The organism is Nonomuraea soli (assembly GCF_013761175.1).
GTDB lineage: Bacteria > Actinomycetota > Actinomycetes > Streptosporangiales > Streptosporangiaceae > Nonomuraea > Nonomuraea soli.
In genome coordinates this window covers 1-22,964 of the sequence record NZ_JACDUR010000004.1, presented here as the reverse complement: position 1 = coordinate 22,964, position 22,964 = coordinate 1, and the positions used below count along the sequence as shown (strand labels likewise).

General features: G+C 71.0%; 19 protein-coding genes. 8 read left to right on the top strand and 11 right to left on the bottom strand.

The window, feature by feature from the left end:
- Positions 1-47: 47 nt before the first annotated feature.
- Positions 48-797, bottom strand: coding sequence for an SAM-dependent methyltransferase (locus HNR30_RS18575; RefSeq protein WP_312894487.1), 750 nt, complete (start codon positions 795-797; stop codon positions 48-50).
- A 127-nt stretch (positions 798-924) separates the two neighbouring features.
- Here HNR30_RS18575 and HNR30_RS18570 point away from each other — a divergent pair, with 127 nt between their 5' ends.
- Positions 925-3,126, top strand: a complete 2,202-nt coding sequence (locus HNR30_RS18570) for an NADP-dependent isocitrate dehydrogenase (protein ID WP_181611182.1) — start codon at positions 925-927, stop codon at positions 3,124-3,126.
- Here the strand turns inward: HNR30_RS18570 and HNR30_RS18565 are convergent.
- Together HNR30_RS18565 and HNR30_RS18560 are read right to left on the bottom strand one after the other, a co-directional pair.
- Entirely contained in the window at positions 3,123-3,413 is a 291-nt protein-coding gene (locus tag HNR30_RS18565; RefSeq protein ID WP_181611181.1) for a DUF3017 domain-containing protein, read from the bottom strand. The two genes, HNR30_RS18570 and HNR30_RS18565, sit on opposite strands and share 4 nt — an antisense overlap.
- Positions 3,400-4,521, bottom strand: coding sequence for a citrate/2-methylcitrate synthase (locus HNR30_RS18560; RefSeq protein WP_181611180.1), 1,122 nt, complete (start codon positions 4,519-4,521; stop codon positions 3,400-3,402). Before HNR30_RS18560 ends, HNR30_RS18565 begins: the two co-directional genes overlap by 14 nt.
- Positions 4,522-4,755: 234 nt before the next feature.
- Here HNR30_RS18560 and HNR30_RS18555 point away from each other — a divergent pair, with 234 nt between their 5' ends.
- A complete protein-coding gene (locus HNR30_RS18555; protein WP_181611179.1) occupies positions 4,756-5,400 on the top strand; it encodes an FHA domain-containing protein in 645 nt (214 codons plus the stop codon).
- Here HNR30_RS18555 and HNR30_RS18550 read toward each other — a convergent pair.
- Both HNR30_RS18550 and HNR30_RS18545 read right to left on the bottom strand, forming a co-directional pair.
- Entirely contained in the window at positions 5,373-6,455 is a 1,083-nt protein-coding gene (locus HNR30_RS18550) for an anhydro-N-acetylmuramic acid kinase (protein ID WP_181611178.1), read from the bottom strand. The two genes, HNR30_RS18555 and HNR30_RS18550, sit on opposite strands and share 28 nt — an antisense overlap.
- A complete protein-coding gene (locus tag HNR30_RS18545) occupies positions 6,456-7,997 on the bottom strand; it encodes a glycoside hydrolase family 10-like protein (protein ID WP_181611177.1) in 1,542 nt (513 codons plus the stop codon).
- 83 nt (positions 7,998-8,080) lie between these two features.
- Between HNR30_RS18545 and HNR30_RS18540 the strand changes: the two genes are divergently transcribed.
- Together HNR30_RS18540 and HNR30_RS18535 are read left to right on the top strand one after the other, a co-directional pair.
- The gene (locus tag HNR30_RS18540) at positions 8,081-9,598 is read left to right on the top strand and encodes a glycoside hydrolase family 3 protein (protein ID WP_246378875.1); all 1,518 of its coding nucleotides are present in this window, start codon (positions 8,081-8,083) and stop codon (positions 9,596-9,598) included.
- Positions 9,595-10,458, top strand: coding sequence for a MurR/RpiR family transcriptional regulator (locus HNR30_RS18535; protein ID WP_181611175.1), 864 nt, complete (start codon positions 9,595-9,597; stop codon positions 10,456-10,458). The genes HNR30_RS18540 and HNR30_RS18535 overlap by 4 nt, the downstream gene beginning before the upstream one ends.
- Here HNR30_RS18535 and HNR30_RS50170 read toward each other — a convergent pair.
- Both HNR30_RS50170 and HNR30_RS18525 read right to left on the bottom strand, forming a co-directional pair.
- The gene (locus HNR30_RS50170) at positions 10,442-11,599 is read right to left on the bottom strand and encodes a cytochrome P450 (RefSeq protein WP_220133769.1); all 1,158 of its coding nucleotides are present in this window, start codon (positions 11,597-11,599) and stop codon (positions 10,442-10,444) included. The genes HNR30_RS18535 and HNR30_RS50170 overlap by 17 nt on opposite strands.
- A gap of 5 nt (positions 11,600-11,604) precedes the next feature.
- Positions 11,605-12,600: a LacI family DNA-binding transcriptional regulator gene (locus HNR30_RS18525; protein ID WP_312894485.1), complete on the bottom strand. Its 996-nt coding sequence runs from the start codon at positions 12,598-12,600 to the stop codon at positions 11,605-11,607.
- A gap of 106 nt (positions 12,601-12,706) precedes the next feature.
- On the opposite strand from HNR30_RS18525, the gene HNR30_RS49330 reads away from it, so the two are divergent.
- From HNR30_RS49330 to HNR30_RS18510, 3 genes are all read left to right on the top strand, one after another.
- Entirely contained in the window at positions 12,707-16,807 is a 4,101-nt protein-coding gene (locus HNR30_RS49330) for a glycoside hydrolase family 38 N-terminal domain-containing protein (RefSeq protein WP_181611173.1), read from the top strand.
- A 107-nt stretch (positions 16,808-16,914) separates the two neighbouring features.
- The gene (locus HNR30_RS18515; RefSeq protein WP_181611172.1) at positions 16,915-17,769 is read left to right on the top strand and encodes a DUF7158 domain-containing protein; all 855 of its coding nucleotides are present in this window, start codon (positions 16,915-16,917) and stop codon (positions 17,767-17,769) included.
- Positions 17,769-18,845: an ROK family protein gene (locus HNR30_RS18510; protein ID WP_181611171.1), complete on the top strand. Its 1,077-nt coding sequence runs from the start codon at positions 17,769-17,771 to the stop codon at positions 18,843-18,845. Before HNR30_RS18515 ends, HNR30_RS18510 begins: the two co-directional genes overlap by 1 nt.
- Here the strand turns inward: HNR30_RS18510 and HNR30_RS18505 are convergent.
- The 4 genes from HNR30_RS18505 to purN all read right to left on the bottom strand — a co-directional run bounded on the left by HNR30_RS18505 (position 18,805) and on the right by purN (position 22,410).
- Positions 18,805-18,981: a hypothetical protein gene (locus HNR30_RS18505; RefSeq protein ID WP_181611170.1), complete on the bottom strand. Its 177-nt coding sequence runs from the start codon at positions 18,979-18,981 to the stop codon at positions 18,805-18,807. The genes HNR30_RS18510 and HNR30_RS18505 overlap by 41 nt on opposite strands.
- Positions 18,982-19,099: 118 nt before the next feature.
- Positions 19,100-20,224, bottom strand: a complete 1,125-nt coding sequence (locus tag HNR30_RS18500; RefSeq protein WP_181611169.1) for a DNA glycosylase AlkZ-like family protein — start codon at positions 20,222-20,224, stop codon at positions 19,100-19,102.
- A 9-nt stretch (positions 20,225-20,233) separates the two neighbouring features.
- Positions 20,234-21,781 carry a bifunctional phosphoribosylaminoimidazolecarboxamide formyltransferase/IMP cyclohydrolase gene (gene purH, locus HNR30_RS18495; protein ID WP_181611168.1) on the bottom strand — a complete coding sequence of 516 codons (1,548 nt, stop codon included), beginning with the start codon at positions 21,779-21,781 and terminating at the stop codon, positions 20,234-20,236.
- Between the two features lie 17 nt (positions 21,782-21,798).
- On the bottom strand, positions 21,799-22,410 hold the full coding sequence (gene purN, locus HNR30_RS18490; protein WP_181611167.1) for a phosphoribosylglycinamide formyltransferase: 612 nt from the start codon (positions 22,408-22,410) through the stop codon (positions 21,799-21,801).
- Positions 22,411-22,477: 67 nt separating this feature from the next.
- Here purN and HNR30_RS18485 point away from each other — a divergent pair, with 67 nt between their 5' ends.
- The gene (locus HNR30_RS18485) at positions 22,478-22,873 is read left to right on the top strand and encodes a hypothetical protein (RefSeq protein ID WP_181611166.1); all 396 of its coding nucleotides are present in this window, start codon (positions 22,478-22,480) and stop codon (positions 22,871-22,873) included.
- The last annotated feature ends 91 nt before the right edge of the window (positions 22,874-22,964 follow it).

Below are 22,964 nucleotides of genomic sequence, written 5' to 3'. Positions count from 1 at the left end.
AAGATCGGAGATGCCACGCCGTGCCGGTGGGCAAGAGATCCCCAAGGTCAGGGGCGGCGGGCGACCCCCGCGGCCAGCCAGAGGCGCTCGGACGGCTCGGACGGCTCGGGCTCGTCGGGACGCCAGTGCGACACGTCGACGAGTCCTGGCTCGACGAGTTCGAAGCCGCCGAAGAAGGTCAGGATCTCGCCGCGTGTGCGGACGGTGACGGGGGCGTTGGTGCGCTTGTAGACGTCGAGCGGGTCGGCTTCGGTCTCCTCGTCCCAGAACCCGTGCGTGATCGCCAGGAAGCTGCCCGGCACGAGCGCCTCGCGGAAGCGCGCGACGAGTTCGTGCGCGCCTTCGGGGATGAAGTGCAGGATCGCCACGAACAGCACGCCGACCGGCCGGGAGAAGTCGAGGTGGGAGGCGGCGTCGGCCAGGACGGACTCGGCGTCGCGCACGTCGCGCTGCAGCAGCACCGCCTGGGTGTTCTCCAGCAGCGCCCGCCCGTGGGCGGCCACGATGGGGTCGTTGTCGACGTAGACGACGCGGGCGTCGGGACCGGCCACCTCGTGGACGTTGCCGGTGGCGGGCAGGCCGGTGCCGAGGTCGAGAAACTGCTCGACTCCGCATGCTCGCATGTGCCGTACGGCACGGCCGAGGAAGGCCCTGTTCTCCCTGGCCAGCTGCCTGACGTTGGGATAGGCCCGGATGATCTGCTCCGCGGCGACCCTGTCGGCCTCGTAGTGGTTCTTGCCGTCCAGGAAGAAGTCGTAGATCCGCGCCACGCTCGGGGTCGTCGAGTCGATCTCCACCGGAACCTCCTCGTCGGATATGCGAAGACTAGCCAGCCAGATCATGAAAAGTCACCCAGGTCGCAGCGGCGCCGGGCACCCGATATCTTGATATCAAGCAATCTCGCATACGTGGAGCGGACTTCCCGTGACTGATTCGACCATCATTTACACGCACACCGACGAGGCCCCAGCCCTGGCCACGTACTCGTTCCTGCCGGTCATCCAGGCGTACGCCGCCACGGCGGGCGTGCGGGTGGACAGTCGTGACATCTCCCTCGCCGGGCGGATCATCGCCAGCTTCCCCGAGCGCCTGACCGAGGCGCAGCGGATCGGTGACGCGCTGGCCGAGCTGGGTGAGCTCGCCAACACGCCCGAGGCGAACATCATCAAGCTGCCCAACATCTCGGCGAGCATCCCGCAGCTGAAGGCGGCCGTCGCCGAGCTGCAGAGCCAGGGTTACGCCCTGCCCGACTACCCGGAAGACCCGCAGACCGACGAGGAGCGCGACATCCGCGCCCGCTACGACAAGGTCAAGGGCAGCGCGGTCAACCCGGTGCTGCGCGAGGGCAACTCCGACCGCCGCGCGCCCGCCAGCGTGAAGGCCTACGCCAAGGCCCACCCGCACCGCATGGGCAAGTGGACCCCCGAGTCGAAGACGAACGTCGTGCACATGACGGCCGACGACTTCCGTTCCTCGGAGAAGTCCGCGATCCTCGGCAAGGCCACGACGCTGCGCATCGAGCTGCACGGCGACGACGGCAGCACGACCGTGCTCCACAACGGGGTCAAGACCCTCGACGGCGAGATCGTCGACGCCGCGGTCATGCGCGTGGCCGCCCTGCGCGAGTTCCTCACCGAGCAGGTCGCCCGCGCCAAGCAGGAGGGTGTGCTGTTCTCGGTACACCTGAAGGCCACCATGATGAAGGTCTCCGACCCGATCATCTTCGGCCACGTCATCCGCGCGTTCTTCCCGGGCACCTTCGCCAAGTACGGCGAGCAGCTCGCGGCGGCGGGCCTGAGCCCGAACGACGGCCTGGGCACGATCCTCGCCGCGACCACCGAGGAGATCAAGGCCTCGTTCCTCGAGGAGATGAACGACGGCCCGGCGCTGGCGATGGTCGACTCCGACCGCGGCATCACCAACCTGCACGTGCCGTCCGACATCATCGTCGACGCGTCGATGCCCGCCATGATCCGCCAGTCGGGCCACATGTGGGGCCCCGACGGCGAGGAGGCCGACACCCTCGCGGTCATCCCCGACAGCAGCTACGCCGGCATCTACCAGGTCGTCATCGACGACTGCCGCGCCAACGGCGCCTACGACCCCGCCACCATGGGCTCGGTGCCGAACGTCGGCCTGATGGCGCAGAAGGCCGAGGAGTACGGCTCGCACGACAAGACCTTCGAGATCCCGGTCACCGGCACCGTGAAGGTCACCGACGCCGACGGCACCGTGGTGCTGGAGCACGTCGTCAGCCAGGGCGACATCTGGCGCATGTGCCAGACCAAGGACATCCCGGTGCAGGACTGGGTCAAGCTCGCCGTCACCCGCGCCCGCGCGACCGGCGACACCGCGGTCTTCTGGCTCGACGAGACCCGCGCCCACGACGCCAGCCTCATCGAGAAGGTCAACGCCTACCTGCCGCAGCACGACACCGAGGGCCTGGACATCAAGATCCTCTCCCCGGTCGAGGCGATCAAGCTGTCGGTCGAGCGCATCCGCCGCGGCGAGAACACCATCTCCGTCACCGGCAACGTGCTGCGCGACTACCTGACCGACCTCTTCCCGATCCTGGAGCTCGGCACCAGCGCCAAGATGCTGAGCATCGTCCCGCTGCTCAACGGCGGCGGCCTGTTCGAGACCGGCGCGGGCGGCTCGGCTCCCAAGCACGTGCAGCAGCTCGTCAAGGAGAACTACCTGCGCTGGGACAGCCTGGGCGAGTTCCTCGCGCTGGCCGCGAGCTTCGAGCACCTGGCCGCCACCACGAACAACGCCCGCGCGCAGATCCTGGCCGACACGCTCGACCGCGCGACGGCGTCGCTGCTCAACGAGAACAAGTCGCCGGCCCGCAAGCTCGGCAGCATCGACAACCGCGGCAGCCACTTCTACCTGGCCATGTACTGGGCCCAGGAGCTGGCCAGGCAGACCGACGACGCGCAGCTGGCCGAGTCGTTCAAGAAGCTGGCCGAGACGCTGACCGAGCAGGAGGAGACCATCGCGGCCGAGCTGCTCGCCGTCCAGGGCTCCCCGGTCGACCTCGGCGGCTACTTCCAGCCCGACCCGGCCAAGGCGGCGGCGGTCATGCGGCCGTCGAAGACCTTCAACGAGGCCCTCGCGAGCCTCTAGCCGAACAGGTCGAGCACCATGGGCTTGAGCACGTCGCCGAACTCCATGAACAACGAGGCGGTGACGAGGCCCGAGCCCATGAGGCCGAGCACGATCATGTCGGTACGGCGGGAGCGTACAGCCAGCTGCCCGCCGTACCCGGCGAAGCGCAACGCGGCGGCCACGAGCATGACCGACCCCAGCGCGAACGCCCCCCATTCCGGGTCGAACCAGAAGATTGCGAGCACGCCGAACACCGCACCCGCCAGGATCAGCGGGTACGGTCCCCAGGTCTCATCGCTCGTCAATAGGCTTCCATTTCTGGTCGCGCTCCCCGATGTACTCACTGTCCGGCCGGATCAGCCGGTTGTCGGCGTGCTGCTCGATGACGTGGGCGGTCCACCCTGACATCCGGCTCACCGAGAAGACCGGCGTGAACAGGTCCGTCGGGATACCGAGGTAGTGGTAGACCGACGCGGCGTAGAAGTCGACGTTCGGGTAGAGGCCCTTCGTCTCGAAGACGACCTCCTCCATGTCCTTGGACATACGGTAGTACTTCGGGTCGCCGTTCGCCGACAGCTCTTCCGACATCCGTCGCAGGTGGGTGGCGCGCGGGTCCTCGGTCTTGTAGACGCGGTGGCCGAATCCCATGATCTTCTCGCCCGCGGCGAGCTTGTCGCGCACGGACTGGGCGACCTGCGACTGGTCCAGCGACTCCAGGGTCCGCATGACCTGCTCGTTGGCTCCGCCGTGCAGCGGGCCCTTGAGCGTGCCGATGGCCGCGACGATCGCCGAATGCATGTCCGACAACGTCGCGGCGCAGACGCGGGCGGCGAAGGTCGAGGCGTTCATCGTGTGGTCGGCGTGCAGGACGAGGCACTCGTCGAAGATCTCCGCGGCGCGCGCGTCAGGGGCGCGGCCGGTCACCTGGAGCAGGAAGTTGCCGGCGATGCTGAGCGAGTCGTCGGCTTCCGGTACGGCGGAGCCGCCGGTGCGGGCCGCGTGGTAGCGCGCGATCAGCAGCGGCTGCTGCGCCACGAGCCGGGCCGCCTTGCACAGGTTGGCCTCGGGCGTGATGGAGTCCTTGTCGGGATCGTCGGCGCCGGCCAGCGAGACGAGCGAGCGCAGCGCCTCCATGGGCTTCTGCTTCTCGGCGATCTCCGCGATGTTCTGGGAGACGAGTGCCCCGAGCTCGCGTCCCCTGACCAGCTCCTGACCGTAGTCCGCCAGTTCTTCGCGGGTCGGCAGCTTGCCGCGCTGCAGCAAGTAGGCGGTCTCTTCGAACGTTGCTCGGCCGGCCAGGTCGTGGATGTCGTATCCGCGGTAGAAGAGGCGACCGGCCTTGCCGTCGATGTCGGACAGCGCTGTCGACGCGGCTACGACATCGGCGAGGCCTTTGGTGGGCTTGTCCGCCATAAGTGTTTCCTCCGCTTATCTGTCCCCGAAGTCTACCTGTGAGCAGGTAAAAGGCGCGGAGGAGGTCCAGACCAATTTCACGCCGGATTCTCCTTATGGCAAAGGAGATTCCACATCCGTCCGCCTGGGTAAGCCGGATCTGTAGCAACAGTAATGCCGGGCTAGCTGGGAGGAACGTTCGTGCCGCGAGAAGCAGCGCCTGTGAATTGCTGCGACTGCTAGGGAGGACACGCAGTGGAGGGGCCTTTCATCCGCATCGAGGACACCGGTGACGTGGTCCCGTTGCGCCCCGAGATCACGACGGTCGGGAGAGGCCGGGGTGTCGACATCCGGCTCACCGACCCGAGCGTGTCTCGGCTCCACGCCGAGTTCGTACGCCGAGGACCCTACCTGTACGTCGTTGACCTGGGCCTGTCCCGCAACGGCACACGGGTGAACGGCAGGCCGATCGCCCGGAGGGTGCTCGACGACGGCGACGTCGTTTCCTTCGGTGCCGCTCGATGCCGGGTCGGCGGCGTGCCTCGCGAGGACTTCGCACCCGAGGTGGAGCTGCGCCGCGCAGCCGCGCCCGAGCTGACCAGGCGAGAGGTCGACGTGCTGACGTCGCTGTGCCGTCCGGCGCTGTCGGACGAGGCGTTCGTCGCCCCGGCGACCGCCCGCGAGATCGCCGACGACCTGGTCGTCACCGAGGCGGCGGTCAAGCAGCACCTGCTGCGGCTCTACCAGAAGTTCCGCATCCCCGAGGGCACCAACCGGCGCACCAGGCTGGCCAACGAGGTGGTGGCGCTGGGCCTGGTCAGGCCCACACCTGTGGTGCCGCCGCAGCGCTCGGCCACGCCCGCGCCCGAAGGTCAGCCCGCCGGACGACGCGCGTCCTGAAGGAGCACTTGGAGCGGTCCCACGGCAACCGGCTCCGGCAGCCTCAGCGGCCCGGAGCCGGGTGTGATCGTCCCGAGGATGCGAGGGCCGGACGCCCCGGTGCAGCTCGGCACCGTGGCGGGCAGCCCGTGCGCGGTCAGCCAGCCGAACAGCGAGAAGGCGATGGCCTCCTTGGCGTCGGCGAACTCGTGCACGGTCACCTCGGCGTCCACGCGTGCGCGCAGCATGCCCATCAACGTGGGATTGCGCACGCCTCCGCCTGACACGACGACGCGCCGCAGCGCGTGCCGCCTGATCTCGGCGGCGACGGTCTCGGCCGTCAGCGCGGTCAGCGTCGCCACCAGGTCCGCCTGCCGTACGCCGGCGTCGACGTAGTCGGGCGTGAACAGCTCCTTGCCCGTCGTCTTGGGCGGGGTCAGCGCGTAGTACGGCTCGGCGAGCAGCTTGTCGAGCAGGTCGGGGACGACCCGTCCCTCCGCGCCCAGCCGTCCGTCCCTGTCGTACGGCGGGGCCGCGGCGTCGATGAGCGCGCAGCCGGGCCCGGTGTCGTAGGCGAGGCCCGTGTCGCGCACGGTCAGGTTGGCGATGCCGCCGATGTTCAGCGCCCCCGACCGCTCGGGGAGCGTCAGCAGGTCCAGGTACGACACCAGCGGCGCGCCCTGCCCGCCCGCCGCCATGTCGCGCACCCGCAGGTCGGAGACCACCGGCAGGCCCGTGCGCTCGGCGATCCAGGCGGGCTGGCCCATCTGCAGGGTGCCCAGTCCAGGCCAGTGGTAGAGCGTCTGGCCGTGCGAGCAGATCAGGTCCGCTTCGTATGGCTCGGCGGCGTCGGCGAAGGCCTGGCCGATCAGGGTGTCGAGCGCGCACACCTCGGCCAGGTCGACCCGGCCGGGCGGGAGCGCGCCCACGATACGCTCCCGCAGCTCGGGTGGGTACGGCGTCTCCCCGGCCTGTTCCACCGTTCCGACGAGGGTGTCGCCGCGCAGCTCCCAGTCGACGACAGCGGCGTCGATGCCGTCGTGGGAGGTGCCCGACATCAGGCCGAGGACACGCATCTAGAAGATCACCCGGAAGCCGTTGCTGGGCCCGCTGGTCCGGTTGACCCGGTCGACGGCCACCGCGTAGTAGTACTGGCCTTCCTTGCCCTTCGCGTCGTAGACGGTGACGTGGCGGTCGCCGGGGACGAGCGCGACCAGGTTCTCCGCGGTGCCGAAGGCGCCCTCACCCGGCCTGCTGTCGAAGCGGAAGATGGCGAACTGGAAGGGCTCGTCCCTGCCGGTGGCCACGACGCGCACTTCGACGCCGTCGTCCTTGGTGCGGGCCACGGCGACGACAGGGCGGCGCGGCTTGGGCCCGCTCGCCAGGCGGCCGAGCACGGGAGCCAGCGCGGGCCGTACGTAGTGGTCGGCGACGGCGGTGGAGATCGAGGTGATCCTGTCGACCTTGACGTCGTTGGCGTTGTACCAGATGTCGCCGCCGATCTCGGGGTGGTTCTTGTTGAGCGTGAGGTGGTCGGACAGCTCCTTGGGGTCCTGCCACTCGGGCGCCTGGACGGGGTCGCCCGCCTTGTAGGCGGCCTGGCCGATCCACAGCTCGACGCCGGTGCCCTTGGCGACGTCGGACCACCACGGCACGAGCTTGGAGTAGTCGGCGGGCGGCTGGCCGATGTACCAGTACAGCTGCGGCGCGATGTAGTCGAGCCAGCCCTTCTTGACCCAGCCGCGGGTGTCGGCGTGCAGGTTGTCGTACGACTGGCCGCCGTTGGTCTCCGAGCCGAGCGGGTCGGTGCCCTTGTTGCGCCAGATGCCGCTGGGCGAGATGCCCCAGGCGATCTCCGGCTTGACCTCCAGCACCCGCTGCTGCATCTCCGAGACCATCAGGTCGACGTTGTTGCGCCGCCAGGAGGCCAGGTCGGGGAAGCCGGCGCCGTACTGCGCGAACGCCGCGCTGTCGTCGAAGGCTGTGGTGTTGGTCGGGTAGAAGTAGTCGTCGAAGTGCAGGCCGTCGAGGTCGTAGCGGGTGATCGCGTCGAGCATCGCGTCCTGGCAGAACTTGCGCACCTCGGGCATGCCCGGGTTGTAGTAGAGCTTGCCGCCGAAGGGCAGGATCCAGGTCGGGTTCTTGCGTCCGGGGTGCTCGGGGTGCAGCTTGGCCGGGTCGGCCTGCATCGAGACGCGGTAGGGGTTGAACCAGGCGTGCAGCAGCAGGCCGCGCTTGTGGGTCTCCTCCACGGCGAAGCCCAGCGGGTCGTAGCCGGGGTCCTGGCCCTGCGTCCCGGTCAGGTACTGCGACCACGGCTCGTAGGCCGACGGCCAGAAGGCGTCGGCGGTGGGGCGGATCTGCAGGAAGATGGAGTTCAGCTTGCGCGACTGGGCGACGTCCAGCCAGGCGATGTATTCAGCCTTCTGCTGCTCGACCGTGAGGCCGGGCTTGGAGGGCCAGTTGATGTTGAGCACCGAGGCGATCCACATGCCGCGCATCTGGTGCAGCGGCGGGGGCACGGCGACCGATTCTGCGAAGGCGGGCAGCGGCACCGCGGTTGCGGCCGCGGCCAACGCCAGGCCGCGCAGGACAGTCCTTCTGGAGGGCGCGCTCATCGTGAACTCCTGGGGGGTGTTGTCATCCAGGGCGACGATGACAGAAAATTACCTTCCGATCAATATTGATGAAGGAAAATGTCATGCTCTCCCAGCTGGCTCTCAGCGTGCTGCAACCGGGTTTCGACGGTACCTCCGCTCCCGACTGGCTGCGCCGTGCGCTGGGCCAGGGGCTCGGCGGCGCCGTGTTGTTCGCCCGCAACCTGCCGCGTCGCGAGCTCGTCGACGAGCTCCGGGCGGAGAATGCCGACGTCGTCGTGGCGATCGACGAGGAGGGCGGGGTCGTCACCCGCCTTGAGGCCGTCGCCGGCAGCTCCTTTCCCGGCAACCGCGCGCTCGGGGTCGCGGACTCGCTCGACCTGACCCGTCGTGTGGGTCACGCGATCGGCTCCCTGGTCGGCTCGCACGACATCACCCTGAACTACGCGCCGTCGGCCGACGTCAACGCCAACCCGGCCAACCCGGTGATCGGCGTGCGATCCTTCGGGCCGACGGCCGAGCTGGTCGCCCGGCACACCGCCGCGTGGATCGAGGGGCACCAGAGCGCGGGCGTGGCGGCGTGCGCCAAACACTTCCCCGGGCACGGCGACACGGTCACCGACTCGCATCTGGCGCTGCCGACCGTGCACGCCTCGGCGGAGCTCTTCCACGAGCGTGACCTGCCGCCGTTCAGGGCGGCGATCGAGGCCGGGGTCAAAGCCATCATGTGCGGACATTTGCTGATACCGGCACTGGATCCCTCGGGGCCCGCGACGCTGAGCCGGGCGATCCTCACCGACCTGCTGCGCGGCGAGCTCGGCTTCGAGGGCATGCTGGTGACCGACGCCATCGAGATGAAGGCGGTCGCCGCGCTGCACTCCCCCGGCGAGATCGCCGTGCGGGCGCTGGCCGCCGGGTGCGACGCCATCTGCGTCGGCCAGACCACCGAGCAGGGGCTGGCCGAGATCGTCGAGGCCGTCGTCGCCGCCGTACGCGACGGGTCGCTGCCCGAGGAGCGTCTGGCCGAGGCCTCCGCGCGGGTCGCCGCCGTCGCCGCCTGGTACGGCAAGGGCGCACGCGCCACGGAGGCGGCCCTCCACGCGGCCACCGGCTCCCCGGGTGCGGCCCACGGCCGGGCGGCCACCGGCCCTGGCTCCCCCGACCTGGCGGTCGGGCTGGAGGCGGCGCGGGCGGCGCTCACCGTCACCGGCGCCGCGAGGCTCACGGCCCCGCCCCACGTCCTGGAGATCAACCCCCGCCTCAATCTCGCCGTCGGGCCCGGCACCCCCACCGGCCTGACCGCCGCCCTCACCGAGCGCCTGCCCGGCACCACCCGCGTGCGCGTCGCGATGGGCGACGACCTGCCGCCCCTGCCCGAGGGCCCGGTCGTGCTCGTCGTGCACGACGCCGCCCGCCACCCCTGGGTACGGCAGGCGCTGGCCGGCCTGACCGCGGCGCGCCCCGACGCCATCGTCGTCGAGACGGGCATCCCCGACACCCCGGTCGGCGCCTCCTACCTGGAGACCCACGGCATCTCCCGCGCATCGGCGATCGCCGCCGCGGAATGGCTGGCGGAGCCAACGACACAGGCGGACGCGCACACGACCGGTGAGACCGCATGACCGAGCCGGCCAACCCCGTCACCGCGGTGCGCGCCGTGCTGCCGTCGCTGACGCCCGCCGCGCAGGCCATCGCCCGCATCATCCTCGACGATCCCGGCGTGGTCGTGCGCAGCACCATCACCGAGTTCAGCGGCATCTCGGGCACGAGCGAGGCCACGATCGTGCGCACCGCCAGGGCTTTGGGCTACTCCGGCTACTCCCAGCTGCGCTTCGCCCTGGCCGCCGCGGTCGCCCGAGACACGCCGGAACGCCTCGTCCCCGGCGACCTGGGCCCTGACGACCCGCTCACCGACGTCATCGCCAAGGTGACCAGGGCCGAGTCCGACGCGCTGGCCGACACCGCGGCCCAGCTCGATCCCGAGCAGCTGGAAGCGGTCGTGGCCGCCATCGCCGAGGCCCGCAGGGTCGACGTCTACGGTGTGGGCACCTCGGGCCTGGTCGCCACCGACCTGTCGCAGAAGCTGCTGCGCATCGGCCTGTCCAGCCGCCCCTTCAGCGACGCGCATTTGGCGCTGACCAGTGCGGCCCTGCTGAAGAGTGACGACGTCGTGGTGGCGGTGAGCTACAGCGGTGAGACGCCCGACGTGCTGGTGCCGGTGCGCACGGCCAAGGCGGCGGGCGCCCTGGTGGTGGCGATCACCAACAATCCGCGCTCGTCGCTGGCCCTCCTGTCGGACCACGCGCTGGTGTCGGCGGGCCGCGAGACGGCCTTCCGCCCCGGCGCGCTGGCCAGCCGGATCAGCCAGCTGCTCATCGTCGACTGCATCTTCGTCGGCCTGGCCCAGCGCACCTACGACACCGCCGAGGCCGCGCTCAAGGCGACCAGGGCGGCGCTGGAGGTCTTCAGGAACCGGCAGTGACGATCATGCCGCGCAGCTCGTACCCGGAGATCTCCTCCTTCATCGTGACGCGCGGCGGGGTGCGCATGGCCAGCCCCGGCACCGCGAACAGCCTCGTCAGGAAGACGTCGGACTCCTGCACGGCCAGGTGGGCGCCGGGACACTTGTGCGGCCCGTCGCCGAAGGTCAGCCCGTGGGGCGAGACGCCGTCGGCCACCGCGCGCCCGGGACACAGGTCAGCGGGGTCGGGCCCGACGGCCGAGCCGTCGAGGTTGGTGGCGCTGACCGCGATGTCGACGATCTCCCCCGCCGGGATGACCGTGCCGTCGACGTCGAGCGGGGCGACGGTGCGCCGCTTGAGGTTGCCGACGACGGGTTCGAGCCGCAGCACCTCGTGCAGGATCGCGTACCTCTCGGCCTGGGAGCCCCCGACGTAGCGCTTGCGCAGCTCCTCCTGCGAGAACAGGTGCCAGGCGGCCATGTTGATGAACTCGCGGGTCGTCACCATGCCGGCGGCGGCGAAGGTCACGCACTCGCCGAGCACGTCGCCGCCGTGGCAGCCCTCGTCGAGCAGGTGGCTGATCAGGTCGTCGCGCCGCTCGGCACGCCGGGCCTTCACCGCGGGCCGTACGTCCTTGAAGTAGATGGAGCCGAAGGTGCGGATCTGGCGGAAGAACCAGTAGATGCCGTGGAAGCTGGTGAAGCCCGGCCGGCCCCACTTCTCGGGGAAGAACCGTTCGAGCCGGGCGGACAGGCCCGGCCTGCTCTCGGTCATCCCGATCACCGCCGCGGCCACCTCGACGGCCACGTTGAAGCTCAGCTCGCCCAGGTCGGCGCTGCCGTCGCGCAGCAGCCTGGCGATCTGCTCGTCGGAGACACGCTCCATGAGCTCGCGGTACTTCTCGTCGACACGTTTCGGGGTGAAGTAGCGGGCGGTCTGCCGCCGGTGTTCGCGGTGCTCGGGGCCGTCGCGGTAGAGCACGGCCCGCCTGATCTTCTTGGGAAGCCTGTCCATCGTCTCGACGCCCAGGCCCGCCTGGACGGTCTCGGTGCTGCGTAACACCGTCCGGCCCTGGGCGTGGCCGCGGATCCGCCACACGCCGTCGTCGCCGCGTTCGACGGGGCAACCGACCTCTGATGACCCTCTGTCCACCTTGCGCACGATCGTCATCGTAGGAGGGTTTCACCCGATCCACGAGGGATGAGGCGCACCGGCACGCGGATCTCCCGAGGCTCGCGCAGGGGTTCGGCCAGGCGGTCGGAGAGCAGCGACATCGCCGTGCGCCCGATCGCCTCCGGATCCTGCGCGACGACCGTGAGGCCGGGCCGCAGCAGCTCCGCCAGTTCGAGGTCGTCGAAGGCCACCAGCGCGGCCGGGAGCGACGGGTGGCGCTTGAGCACCTCCAGCGTGATCCGGTTGTTGCCGGTGATCAGCGCGGTGACCGGGTCGGACTCGTCGAGCATCGTGCGCATGACGCTCGTGACGAACTCGGGGCTCGGGCTGCCGAGCCGTACCTCGTGCTCGTCGACCGGGACGCCGTGTTCGGCCATCACGGCGCGAAAGGCGGTGACTCGCTCGCGGGCGGTGAAGACAGCCGGGTCGTCGCCGAGATAGCCGATGCGGCGGTGACCCTGCTTGAGCAGGTGTTCCACGGCCAGCCTGATCCCGACAGCGTTGTCACTGAGGACGGCGTCGCACGCGATTCCCTGGGCGGGACGGTCCACGGCGCAGACCGCCAGGCCGTCGGAGATGTCGGGAAGCAGGTAGTCCTGGCGTTTGGCGATGGGGGCCAGGATCAGGGCGTTGGGACGGCGGGCGGTGAAGCCGAGCGCCACGTCCCGCTCGCGCGCCGGGTCGTCGTGGCTGGAGCCGATCATGACGACGAGATCGTCCTCCTCGGCGCGGGTCTCCACGGCCTTGCCGATGGCGGCGAAGAAGGGGTCGGCGATGTCGCGCACGACCAGCCCGATCGCCTGTGACCTGCCCTGGCGCAGCTGGCGCGCGCCCTCGTTGCGCCGGTAGCCGAGCCGGTCGATGGCCGCCTGGACACGGCCGAGCGTCTCGGGGGCCACCGTGGTCTCGCCGTTCACCACGCGCGAGACCGTCTTGAGCGCCACTCCGGCGGCTTCGGCGACATCTTTCATGGTCGGGCGACGTGTCACGGGTGACAACGTTATCTTCTCGGCGGCTCTCCATGGGCCTCTAGCTTGATGACAACGTTGCCATTAGGGTGGCGTTCGCCACTGAAGCATCCCCCGGGGAGACGCCGTGCCCGTACGCCTGCTGTCCGCCCAGTCCACCGACCTGTTCGTCGGAACGGAGGCCGAGCCGTACCAGATCCTGAAGGTCACAGTCGCGCGGGGCGAGGTGGACACCCCGCTCGACGTGCGGGGAGAGGGCGTCGGACCGGCGTCGCCCGTCGTCGTGCCCGCCGGCGACGGCGAGATCGTGGTCGAGGTGCCGCTGCGGATCACGCGGGACCACGGGACCCGGGTGGCCTGCGTCGTCACCGCCGCGGACGCCGAGCTGTCCGTCGATGTCACCGTGGAGGAGCCGGGCTGGACCATGTACATGGTCTCCCACTTCCACTACGACCCGGTGTGGTGGAACACCCAGGCCGCCTACACCTCGCCGTGGGAGTTCCTCTCCGGCGACGCCACCACCAGGCCGCTGTGGGAGCGCAACGCCTTCGCCCTGGTCGAGGCGCACATCGACCTCGCGCTGCGTGACCCGGACTACAAGTTCGTGCTCGCCGAGATCGACTATCTCAAGCCGTTCTTCGACACCCACCCCGAGCGCCGCGCCGACCTGCGCCGCCTGATGGCCGACGGACGGGTCGAGCTGATGGGCGGCACCTACAACGAGCCCAACACCAACCTGACCGGCGCCGAGACCACGATCCGCAACATCGTCTACGGCATCGGCTACCAGCGTGACATCCTCGGCGGCGACCCTCGCACGGCATGGCAGCTCGACGCGTTCGGGCACGACCCGCAGTTCCCCGGCTACCTGGCCGCCGCCGGGCTCACCGGCTCCGCCTGGGCGCGTGGCCCCTTCCACCAGTGGGGGCCCATCAGCAAGAACTTCAAGGCCGCCAAGAACGACGCCACGCTGATGCAGTTCCCCAGCGAGTTCGAGTGGATCTCGCCCTCCGGCGCCGGAGTGCTCACGCACTACATGCCCGCGCACTACTCGGCCGGCTGGTGGATGGACTCCTCCGCCTCGCTGGAGGAGGCCACGCAGGCCGTCTTCGAGCTCTACCGGGCGCTGAAGCCGGTCGCGGCCACGCGCAACATCCTGCTGCCGGTCGGCACCGACTACACCCCGCCGAACAAGTGGGTCACCGACATCCACCGCTCGTTCGCCGAGGCGTACGTGTGGCCGAGATTCGTGTGCGGGACACCGCGCGACTTCCTCGACGCCGTCCGCTCCGAACAACGCCTCTTCAGCCCGCAGACCCGTGACATGAACCCCATCTACACGGGCAAGGACGTCTCCTACATCGACACCAAGCAGGCACAGCGCGCCGCCGAGGTCGCCGCGACCGACGCCGAGAAGCTCGCGGCCTTCGCCTCCCTGCTGGGCCTGGGCGCCTACCCGCACACCGCGCTCGACAAGGTGTGGCGGCAGCTCGCCTACGGCGCCCACCACGACGCGATCACCGGCTCGGAGTCCGACCAGGTCTACATCGACCTGCTGACCGGCTGGCGCGAGGCCCACGACCTGGCCGCCGACGCCCGCGACCGGGCCCTCGACGCGCTGACCGGCCAGATCTCCGTCGAGGGCCGGAGCATCGTGGTGACCAACACGCTGTCGTTCGCCCGCGACGGCCTGGTCAGGGTACGGCTCGCCGAGGGTCTCACCGTGGACGCGCCCGCTCTTCACGAGGACGGTGTCCTCACCTTCCTGGCCACCGACGTGCCCGCCATGGGCTGGCGCAGCTACCCGGTCATCGAGGGCGCTCCCCAGGGATGGCAGGCTGTTGACGGCGTCAGCATCGAGAACGACCGCTGGAGCATCACCGCCGACCCCGCGCGCGGCGGCACCCTGACCTCCATCCTCGACAACGGCCGCGAACTGCTCACCGGCGCGGGCAACGAGCTGCGCCTCTACGGCGAATACCCGCACCACCCCGACATGGGCGAGGGGCCCTGGCACCTGATGCCCACCGGGGAAGCCATCGGCCAGGGCGCCTCCGCCGCGGCCGTACGGGCCGAGAACTCGGCGCTCGGCTCCCGGCTGATCATCACAGGAGAGCTCGACGGCCTGGCCTTCGAGCAGATCGTCACCCTGTGGGCGGGCTCCGGCAACGTCGACTTCACCACCAGGATCCTCGACTACACCGGCCAGGACCGGCTGCTGCGCGTGCGCTTCCCCGCCCACGTCCCCGGCGCCCTGCCCGTCTCCGACGTCGCGGGCGCCGTCATCGGACGTGGCTTCGCGCTGCCCGACGCCGACTCCGCCGAGCACCCGTGGACGCTCGACAACCCCGCCAACACCTGGTTCGGCCTGTCGAGCACCGCCCGCGTCGACCTCGGCGAGGCGGGACAGCGAGCCATCGGCGTGGCCGAGGTCGTCGTGCCCACGCTCGACGACGCCCCGGTGGCCCGTGACCTGCTCGTCGCTTTGGCTCGCGTCGGCGTCACCGCCACGACCTCCACCGCAGTTGGATCCAGGTACGGCTGGCTCGACGTCGACTCCAACCTGCCCGACGTGCGCATCATCGTGGGCGAGGACAACCCGCTGGCACGCGAGCTGCTGGAGCTGGTCGACGACGTCTTCGCCGAGACGCTCGCCAAGACCGGCCGGGTGTGGGTGCCCGCCGAGAAGCCGCTGCGCGAGGTCTGGCGACCCAGCGCCGACCTCCGTGACCTGCGCGCCCTGCCCGCCCTGATCGTCACGGGACCGGTCGAGGAACTGGTCGCCGACCTGGCCGACGCCGCCATCGAAGCGGCCTGCCCGCTCGGCGAGGAGGTGCTGGAGGACCGTACGGTCACCCTGCTGACGTACGGCCTGCCCGGCTTCGCCGTCGACCCCTCCGGGGCGCTGCACCTGTCGCTCATGCGCTCGTGCACCGGCTGGCCCTCGGGCGTGTGGCTCGACCCGCCCCGCCGTACCGCCCCCGACGGATCGGCCTTCCAGCTGCAGCACTGGACCCACGAGTTCCGTTACAGCCTGGCCGCGGGGCCCGGCGACTGGCGCGCGCTCAAGCTGCCCTCGGCCGGACAGGAGTTCATCACCCCGCTGCTGCCCCGGTACGTCCCCGGTCAGGACGGCCGCTGGCCCGCCGTGCACTCGCTGCTCAGCGTCGAGCCCGCCCGCGACGTACTCTTCGGCACCGTCAAGGCCACCGGCAACCCGCACGCCCACGGACTGGCCGCCACACCCGGCGACGGCGTGACGATCCGCCTGGTGGAGTCCACCGGCCTCGGCGCTCGGGCCGCCCTCGACTCCCCCGTCCTGCCACTCGGCTCCCTGATCCAATCGGACCTGCTGGAGGCGCCCGGCGGCCCCGCCAGGCTGGAACTGGCAGGCTCCGAGGTCGCCACCTACCTCGCGCCCGCCACCCTCACCCAAGGGGCCGAGCTCGGCCAGACCGCCGAGACCGCCCAGCCCGTGTACAGCCGCTACTGGCTGCACAACAAGGGCCCGGCACCGCTCGGCTACCTGCCCGTCTCCATCGCCGTCTCCCCCGGCCTGGTCACCCAGGACGGCCCGTTCGAGGCCGACGTCGTCGTCGCCTCCCACCTGCTCGACACCGCCGTCGAAGGCGTCGTCGGCTTCGAGGTGCCCGACGGCTGGAGCGTCTCACCCGCCGAACGCGTCTACCGCGTCGAGGCGGGCGGGCACCTGCGCTTCCCGATCACCGTCACCCCGGCCGCCGGGCAGGGCCTGCACTTCGTCACCGCCCGCACCGAGGCCGGCGGCCAGGTCATCGAGGACGTCCTCACCGTCGCCCTCGGCGATGCGCCCGAGCTGCCCGTACCGGGAACCGCCCCCGAGGACGGCGTCGCAGCCCAGGGCACCAAGGCCACCGAGGGCCGCGCCACCGGGCTCGTCGTCACCTCCCCCGCCGACACGCTCACCCTGCGTCCCGGCGATCGCGGGTCCCTGGTCGTACGGCTGGCCAACACCACTTCGGCCGAGATCCGCGGCGAAGGCCAGCTCGCGGCGCCCTGGGGGACGTGGGAGATGTTGCCCTCGGTCGTCCAGGGCTTCACCGTCGCCCCCGGCGCCACCGTCGACCTGGCCTTTCCCGTGGAGGTGCCGCTCGGCATGCCAGCCGGTCACGCGTGGGCGCTGGCGAAGGTCATGTGGTTCGGCCGCTGCCAGTACGCCCCCGTCGTCCGCCTGGAGGTCACCCGATGAGCCACGGTCACTCCCACGCTCCCGCGCCCGCTCCCTTGAGGACGCGGCCGCCCGCAACCGGATCGTCCCTCGGCGGAACCGTCATCGGCTGGGTCAACGGCCGTCCCGTGCCCCGTGCACCCCTCGACCGCCGCATCGGCGAACTGCGCGCCGGACCCATGAACGCCGCCCTCCCCACCCCGGGCAGCCCGGAAGACCGACAGCTCGCACGGTGGCTGACGCAGGTGATCCTGACCGAGGTGCTGTGCGAGGACGAGGCCCGCTCACTCGGCCTCTCCCCCGTCGAGCGCCCCGCCCTGGACCGCCTCGCATCGGTCGAGCTCGGCTCCATCAACGCGGCCGCGCTCAACGGCAACCCATGGGTGCGGGCACTGTTCGACCACGTCACCGCAGACGCGACGGTGCCCTCCGCCTGGCAGCCCCCGCAGGCCGCGGAGGCGGGCGAGCTGTTCCACGTACGGCACCGCCGCTTCGCCGGACGACCCGGCGGCGAGGAGGCGCTGGAAGACCTGGGCGTGGTGGAACTCGCCTCCCTGCCCGCCGCCGTGGCCGCCGAGCTGCGCCGCTCGCCGTACGGGACCGTGGTGGGACCGGTGCACGACGCGCTCGGCTGGCACCTCGCCACCGCCCACCCGGCGTCGGCGAGCACACAAAACCCGCCCATCGCCCCCGTCCCCACCGCCGCCCCCGGCACCACCTCCGCCCGCGGCACCACCTCGCCCACCGCCCCCGCACCGGCCACCGCCCCCGCTCCCGCTCCCCGTCCCGCCCTCAACCCCTCCCTCGGCCCCGGCGTCGGCGGGACGAGGGGGGCGGCCGGTCATCCGGCCCTTGTGGAGGCCGCCAAGCGGCGGTTCTTCGCGCAGTGGCTCGACCGGCTCAGGGCGGAAAAGGTCGACCTCGTCCCCGGCCTGGAGCATCCAGGCGACCCCCGCCAGCCCGACAACCACCACAAGCACTGATGCCCACGACACCCCATGTGCTGGCGATCGACATCGGCGGCACCAAGCTGGCGGGCGCGCTGGTCGACGCGGACGGCGAGATCCTCGCCTCAGCCCAGCGGCCCACCCCGCCCGCCGACGTCTTCGGCGCGCTGGCCTCGCTGATCGCCGAGCTGACCGGCTCCGGCCCGCCCCCCGTCGCGGTCGGCATCGGGTGCGCCGGGCCGCTGGACCTGGCGGCGGGCACGGTGAGCCCGGTGAACATCGGCACCTGGCGCGGCTTCCCCGTGCGGGACGAGGTGGCCGCGCTCACCGGGCTGCCGACGACGCTGGCGGGCGACGCGCAGTGTTTCGCCCTGGGTGAGCACTGGCTGGGCGCCGGGCAGGGCAGCGAGGCGCTGCTGGGCGTGGTGGTCTCGACGGGCATCGGCGGCGGCCTGGTGATGGGCGGCGTGCCGCTGCTCGGGCCTACGGGGAACGCCGGCCATGTCGGGCATATGACCGTCGAGGTGGCGGGCGAGCCCTGCGACTGCGGCGGCCGCGGCTGCGTCGAACGCTACGCCAGCGGACCGCATCTGACGCGATGGGCGGTCGAACAGGGCTGGCACCCGGACGCACGCGCCTGGCAGGCCGGCTCGGCCGACGGGCGGGCCGGCTCGGGCGATGGGCGGGCCGGCGCGTTGGGCACGCGGGCGGTCGATGCGCGGTCCCTGGCCGAGGATGCCGCCGCGGGGCATCCGGTTGCCGTCGCCGCGTTCGAGCGCGGTGCGAGGGCGCTGGCCGCGATGGTCGTCTCCACCACCGCCGTCGTCGACGTGCGCAAGGTCGTCATCGGCGGCGGTGTCGCCAACGCCGGTGAGGTGTTGTTCGCCCCGCTACGGCGGGCCGTCGATGACCTGGGGGGCCTGGCGTTCGTGAAGTCGGTGGAGATCACCCGCAGCACCCTGGGAGTGCGGGCGGGCCTGGCCGGAGCGGCCAGGCTGGCGTGGTCGGCCACTGCGGCTCAGCCCACGGCCAAGGGCGCTCAAGCCACGGCCACTGCCGCTCAGCCCGCGGTTACTGGCGCTCGGCCCACTGCGCCTCGCGACGCTCGATGATCCGCTTCGTGGCCGGAATGACCTCGACGAGCTTGCTCCCCAGGAACGCCCCCACGAAGGCCAGGGCGATCAGGACGAACGGGCTGCTGGAGATGCCCATGACGGTCACGAAGGCATGCAGGGTCACATCGAGCAAGGGGGACTCCAAGGCAGGACGACACTGATGACCGTGTCATCCGCACGGCCGTTCGGCACAGGCTAGCCGAACTTGACGAGTGATTGACCTGCTTTGGTATGTCTCCTTACCGTCACCCTCATCTGTCCATCGCGCGTATTGCGGCCAGTCGCGGCGCTCTGGACGCAGGGCTGTCGAGGCTGAAGCTCCGCACGTCGCCGAGTTGTTCGCGGGCGAAGGCCTCGGTCCTGGCGACCTGCTCGCGCAGCGCGTCGGCGTCGGCGGGCGGCTCGAAGGTGCCCCAGACCAGCTCGCCCTCGGCCGGGTCGTACTCCCACAGCCCGACGAGCCTGCCGCGGTCGAGGATGGCGTGGCTCTGCAGGTCGAGCTGCCCCTTGGTCTCGTCGCCGTCGACGAGGGTGTCGATCTGCCTGCGCAGCAGCGTGATGCCGTCGATGCCCGCGACCAGCGCGTAGCGCGGCTCGGCGGGACGTTCGTAGGCGAAGTAGGCGTCGGCGTCGAGCGTCAGCAGTCCTTCGCCGAGGTCGACGGGCTCCAGCTCGGCCACGGCGGCCTTGGCGTCGCGCACGGTCCAGCCGGTGAACCATCGCAGGTTGGCCAGCGTGGCCGCACCGGTCCAGCGCAGGTAGCGCCTGGCGAGCTCGACCCGGGCGTTGTCGACGGGCATGCCGCCAAGCCCCCACCTCACGTAGCCGAAGCGCTGCTGGTCGAAGCGCCCGTTGACGGGCACTCTGCGGATCTCGCCGGCGGCCTGGAGCAGGCCGAGCACGACGGGCAGGGTCGTGGTGACGCCGGCCTTCTTGCCGGCCTCGCCGAGGTTGCGCACCAGATCGCCGAGCAGGGGCTTGAGCGCCGCCGGGTCGAGGGGCGCGTCGCCGGTGACGGACAGCACGCCCGCCGCCAGCTCTTCGAGCTCCTTCTCGCTCACGCCGAGCCTGATGGCCTTGGCCGCCTCGCCCTGTGCCGCGCCCGAGCCCACGGTCAGCCCGAGGGCGAAGTCGGCTGCGGGCAGCACGTAGGTGCAGCCGCGGGCGCTGGGCAGCTCGCAGACCTCCAGGCCGGCCGCCGCCCGGTCGGCCTGCTCGCGGGAGCTGCCCGCCCGGGCGAACAAGGTGAGGTACGGGTTGGACCCGCCGACCGACCTCGCCCACCCGGTCTCGGCCAGCACCTGGGCGGGCGGGGCGCCGGTCAGCCCGCCGTCGAGCCCCTGCCGGTGTGCCCACCAGGCGCGCAGCTTGTCCACGCCTCCACGTTAGTGGAAGAAGTGCCTGGTCCCCGTGAAGTAGAGGGTGACCCCGGCCTTCTCACAGGCCTCGATGACCTCTTCGTCGCGGATCGAGCCGCCCGGCTCGACGATGGCCTTGATGCCGCCGGCGATGAGCACCTCGGGGCCGTCGGCGAAGGGGAAGAAGGCGTCGGAGGCGGCCACGGAGCCCGCCGCCCGCTCGCCGGCCCGCATGACGGCGAGCTTACAGGAGTCGACCCGGTTGACCTGGCCCATGCCGACGCCCACGGTGGCGCCGTCGGCGGCCAGCAGGATCGCGTTGGACTTGACCGAGCGCGAGGCGCGCCAGGCGAACTCCAGGTCCTTCAGCAGCTCGGGCGAGGCGGGCGCGCCCGCCTTGAGCTCCCAGGCCGCCGCGCTGTCGCCGGGGGCGTCGATCCGGTCGGCCGACTGCACCAGCAGGCCGCCGTCGATCCGCCGGAACTCGGCGGAGTTGGACGGCCCCTGGGGGCAGAGCAGGATGCGCAGGTTCTTCCAGCGTTCCTTGAGGATCCGCAGCGCCTCGTCGTCGTAGGCGGGAGCGACCAGGACCTCGGTGAAGCCCTCGGTGAGCTGGCGGGCCAGCTCGGCGGTGACAAGGCCGTTGACCGCGACCACGCCGCCGTAGGCGGAGACCGGGTCGCACGCCAGCGCCTTGCGGTGGGCGTCGGCCACGTCGGCGCCGACGGCGATGCCGCACGGATTCTGGTGCTTGATGATCGCGACGGCGGGCTCGGAGAAGTCCCAGGCGGCGCGCCAGGCGGCGTCGGTGTCGAGGTAGTTGTTGAACGACATCTCCTTGCCGTGCAACTGCTCGGCGCCCGCGAGCCCGCCCTGGCCCGAGGTGTAGAGCGCGGCCCTCTGGTGGGGGTTCTCGCCGTAGCGCAGGGAGTCGTCGAGCTCCCAGGTGGCGCCCATGAACGCCGGCCAGCTGTCCTGCTCGGCGGCGTAGACGTTGCCGAACCAGCTCGCCACGGCCACGTCGTAGGCGGCGGTGTGCGCGTAGGCCCGGCCGGCGAGCCTGCGGCGCTCGTGCAGGGTGAAGCCGCCCTCGCCCAGGGCCTTGACGACCTCGTCGTAGCCCGACGGGTCGACGACGACGGCACAGGTGGCGTGGTTCTTGGCGGCGGCGCGGATCATCGCGGGACCGCCGATGTCGATCTGCTCCACCACCGCGTCGTCGGCGGCGCCGGAGGCGACCGTCTCGCGGAACGGGTAGAGGTTGACCGCGACCAGCTGGAACGGCTCGACCTCGAGCTCTTCGAGCTGGGCGACGTGGTGCGGCTTGGTCATGTCGGCGAGCAGGCCGGCGTGCACGCGCGGGTGCAGGGTCTTGACCCGGCCGTCGAGGCACTCGGGGAAGCCGGTGAGCTGTTCGACCTTCGTCACGGGGATGCCGTAGGACGCGATGGCGGCAGCCGTACCGCCCGTGGACACGATCTCCACCCCGGCGGCGTCGAGCGCACGGGCCAGCTCCTCGAGCCCGGACTTGTCGTACACCGCGATAAGCGCTCGCCGGATGGCAATGCGTGACACGTTCCTGATCCTCCTGGTTAGTTGCCGATCCGGACTGTTCGCCCGGTAACGGTCCAGCCTTCGCGGACCATACGGCCCACGGTGTCGACGAGCAGGCCTCGCTCGACGGTCTTGATGCGCTCGTGCAGGCGCTCCTCGTCGTCGCCGTCGAAGACCCGCACGGCCTCTTGGGCGACGATCGGCCCGGTGTCCACCCCCGCGTCGGCCAGCATCACCGTGCAGCCGGTCACCTTGACCCCGCCGGCCAGCGCGTCGCGCACGCCGTGAGCGCCCGGGAAGGAGGGCAGCAGCGCGGGGTGGGTGTTGAGCACGGGGAAGGCGTCGAGGGTCGGAGCGCCCAGGATCTTCATGAAGCCGGCGCAGACCACGAGATCAGGCTCGTGTACGGCGATGCGTCTGGCGATCGTCTCGTCCCACTCCTGACGCGAGGGGTGGTCCTTGACCCGTTCCACGAAGGTGGGGATGCTCGCTCGCTCGGCTCTGGCCAGTCCTTCGATGCCCTCGCGATCGGCGCCCACCGCGACGATTCGCGCGCCGAACGACGGATTGACCGCAGCATCGAGCAAGGCCTGTAGGTTGGTTCCAGAGCCGGAGACGAGGACGACGAGCCGCCCCACAGAATTGGACACGCACGCTCCAGTGTTGGGTGGGTAGCCAGGGTATCGGTTCCGTCACCGGTGAAGCAGAGGAGGGTACGTGGTCACACCTGTCCGCGCGTCCGCGGAGGCCGCGGGGCGCAGGGCGATCTGGCTGTCCATCGCGGCGCTCGCCATGGTGTTCATGCTGCCGTTGGCGGGCCTGGTGCTCGCACTGTTCGCCCTGGTCGCGGGCATCCGCGCGCTGCCCCTGCTCCGGCAGGAGAACAAACCGCGCGGCACCGCGGTCGGCAGCATCGTCGTCTCCTCCGTCGTGCTGCTGTTCTCGCTGATGGCCACCGGCATGCAGCTGTACCTCATGGACGAGTACTCCGCCTACACCGAGTGCATGAAGGGCGCCGGCACGGTCGCGGCGCAGGGTGAGTGCTTCACCGCCTTCAAGGAGGCCACCAGCCAGAAGCTGCCTCCCGAGGTGCTGCGCTACCTGGCCCCCTAGACGAGTAAGTCCTAAGTCGCTGTCATGCCAGTGCGGGCAGAGCGAAGGGTGTCGAGGATCGATGTGTGACGAACGACCTCAACACCCTTCT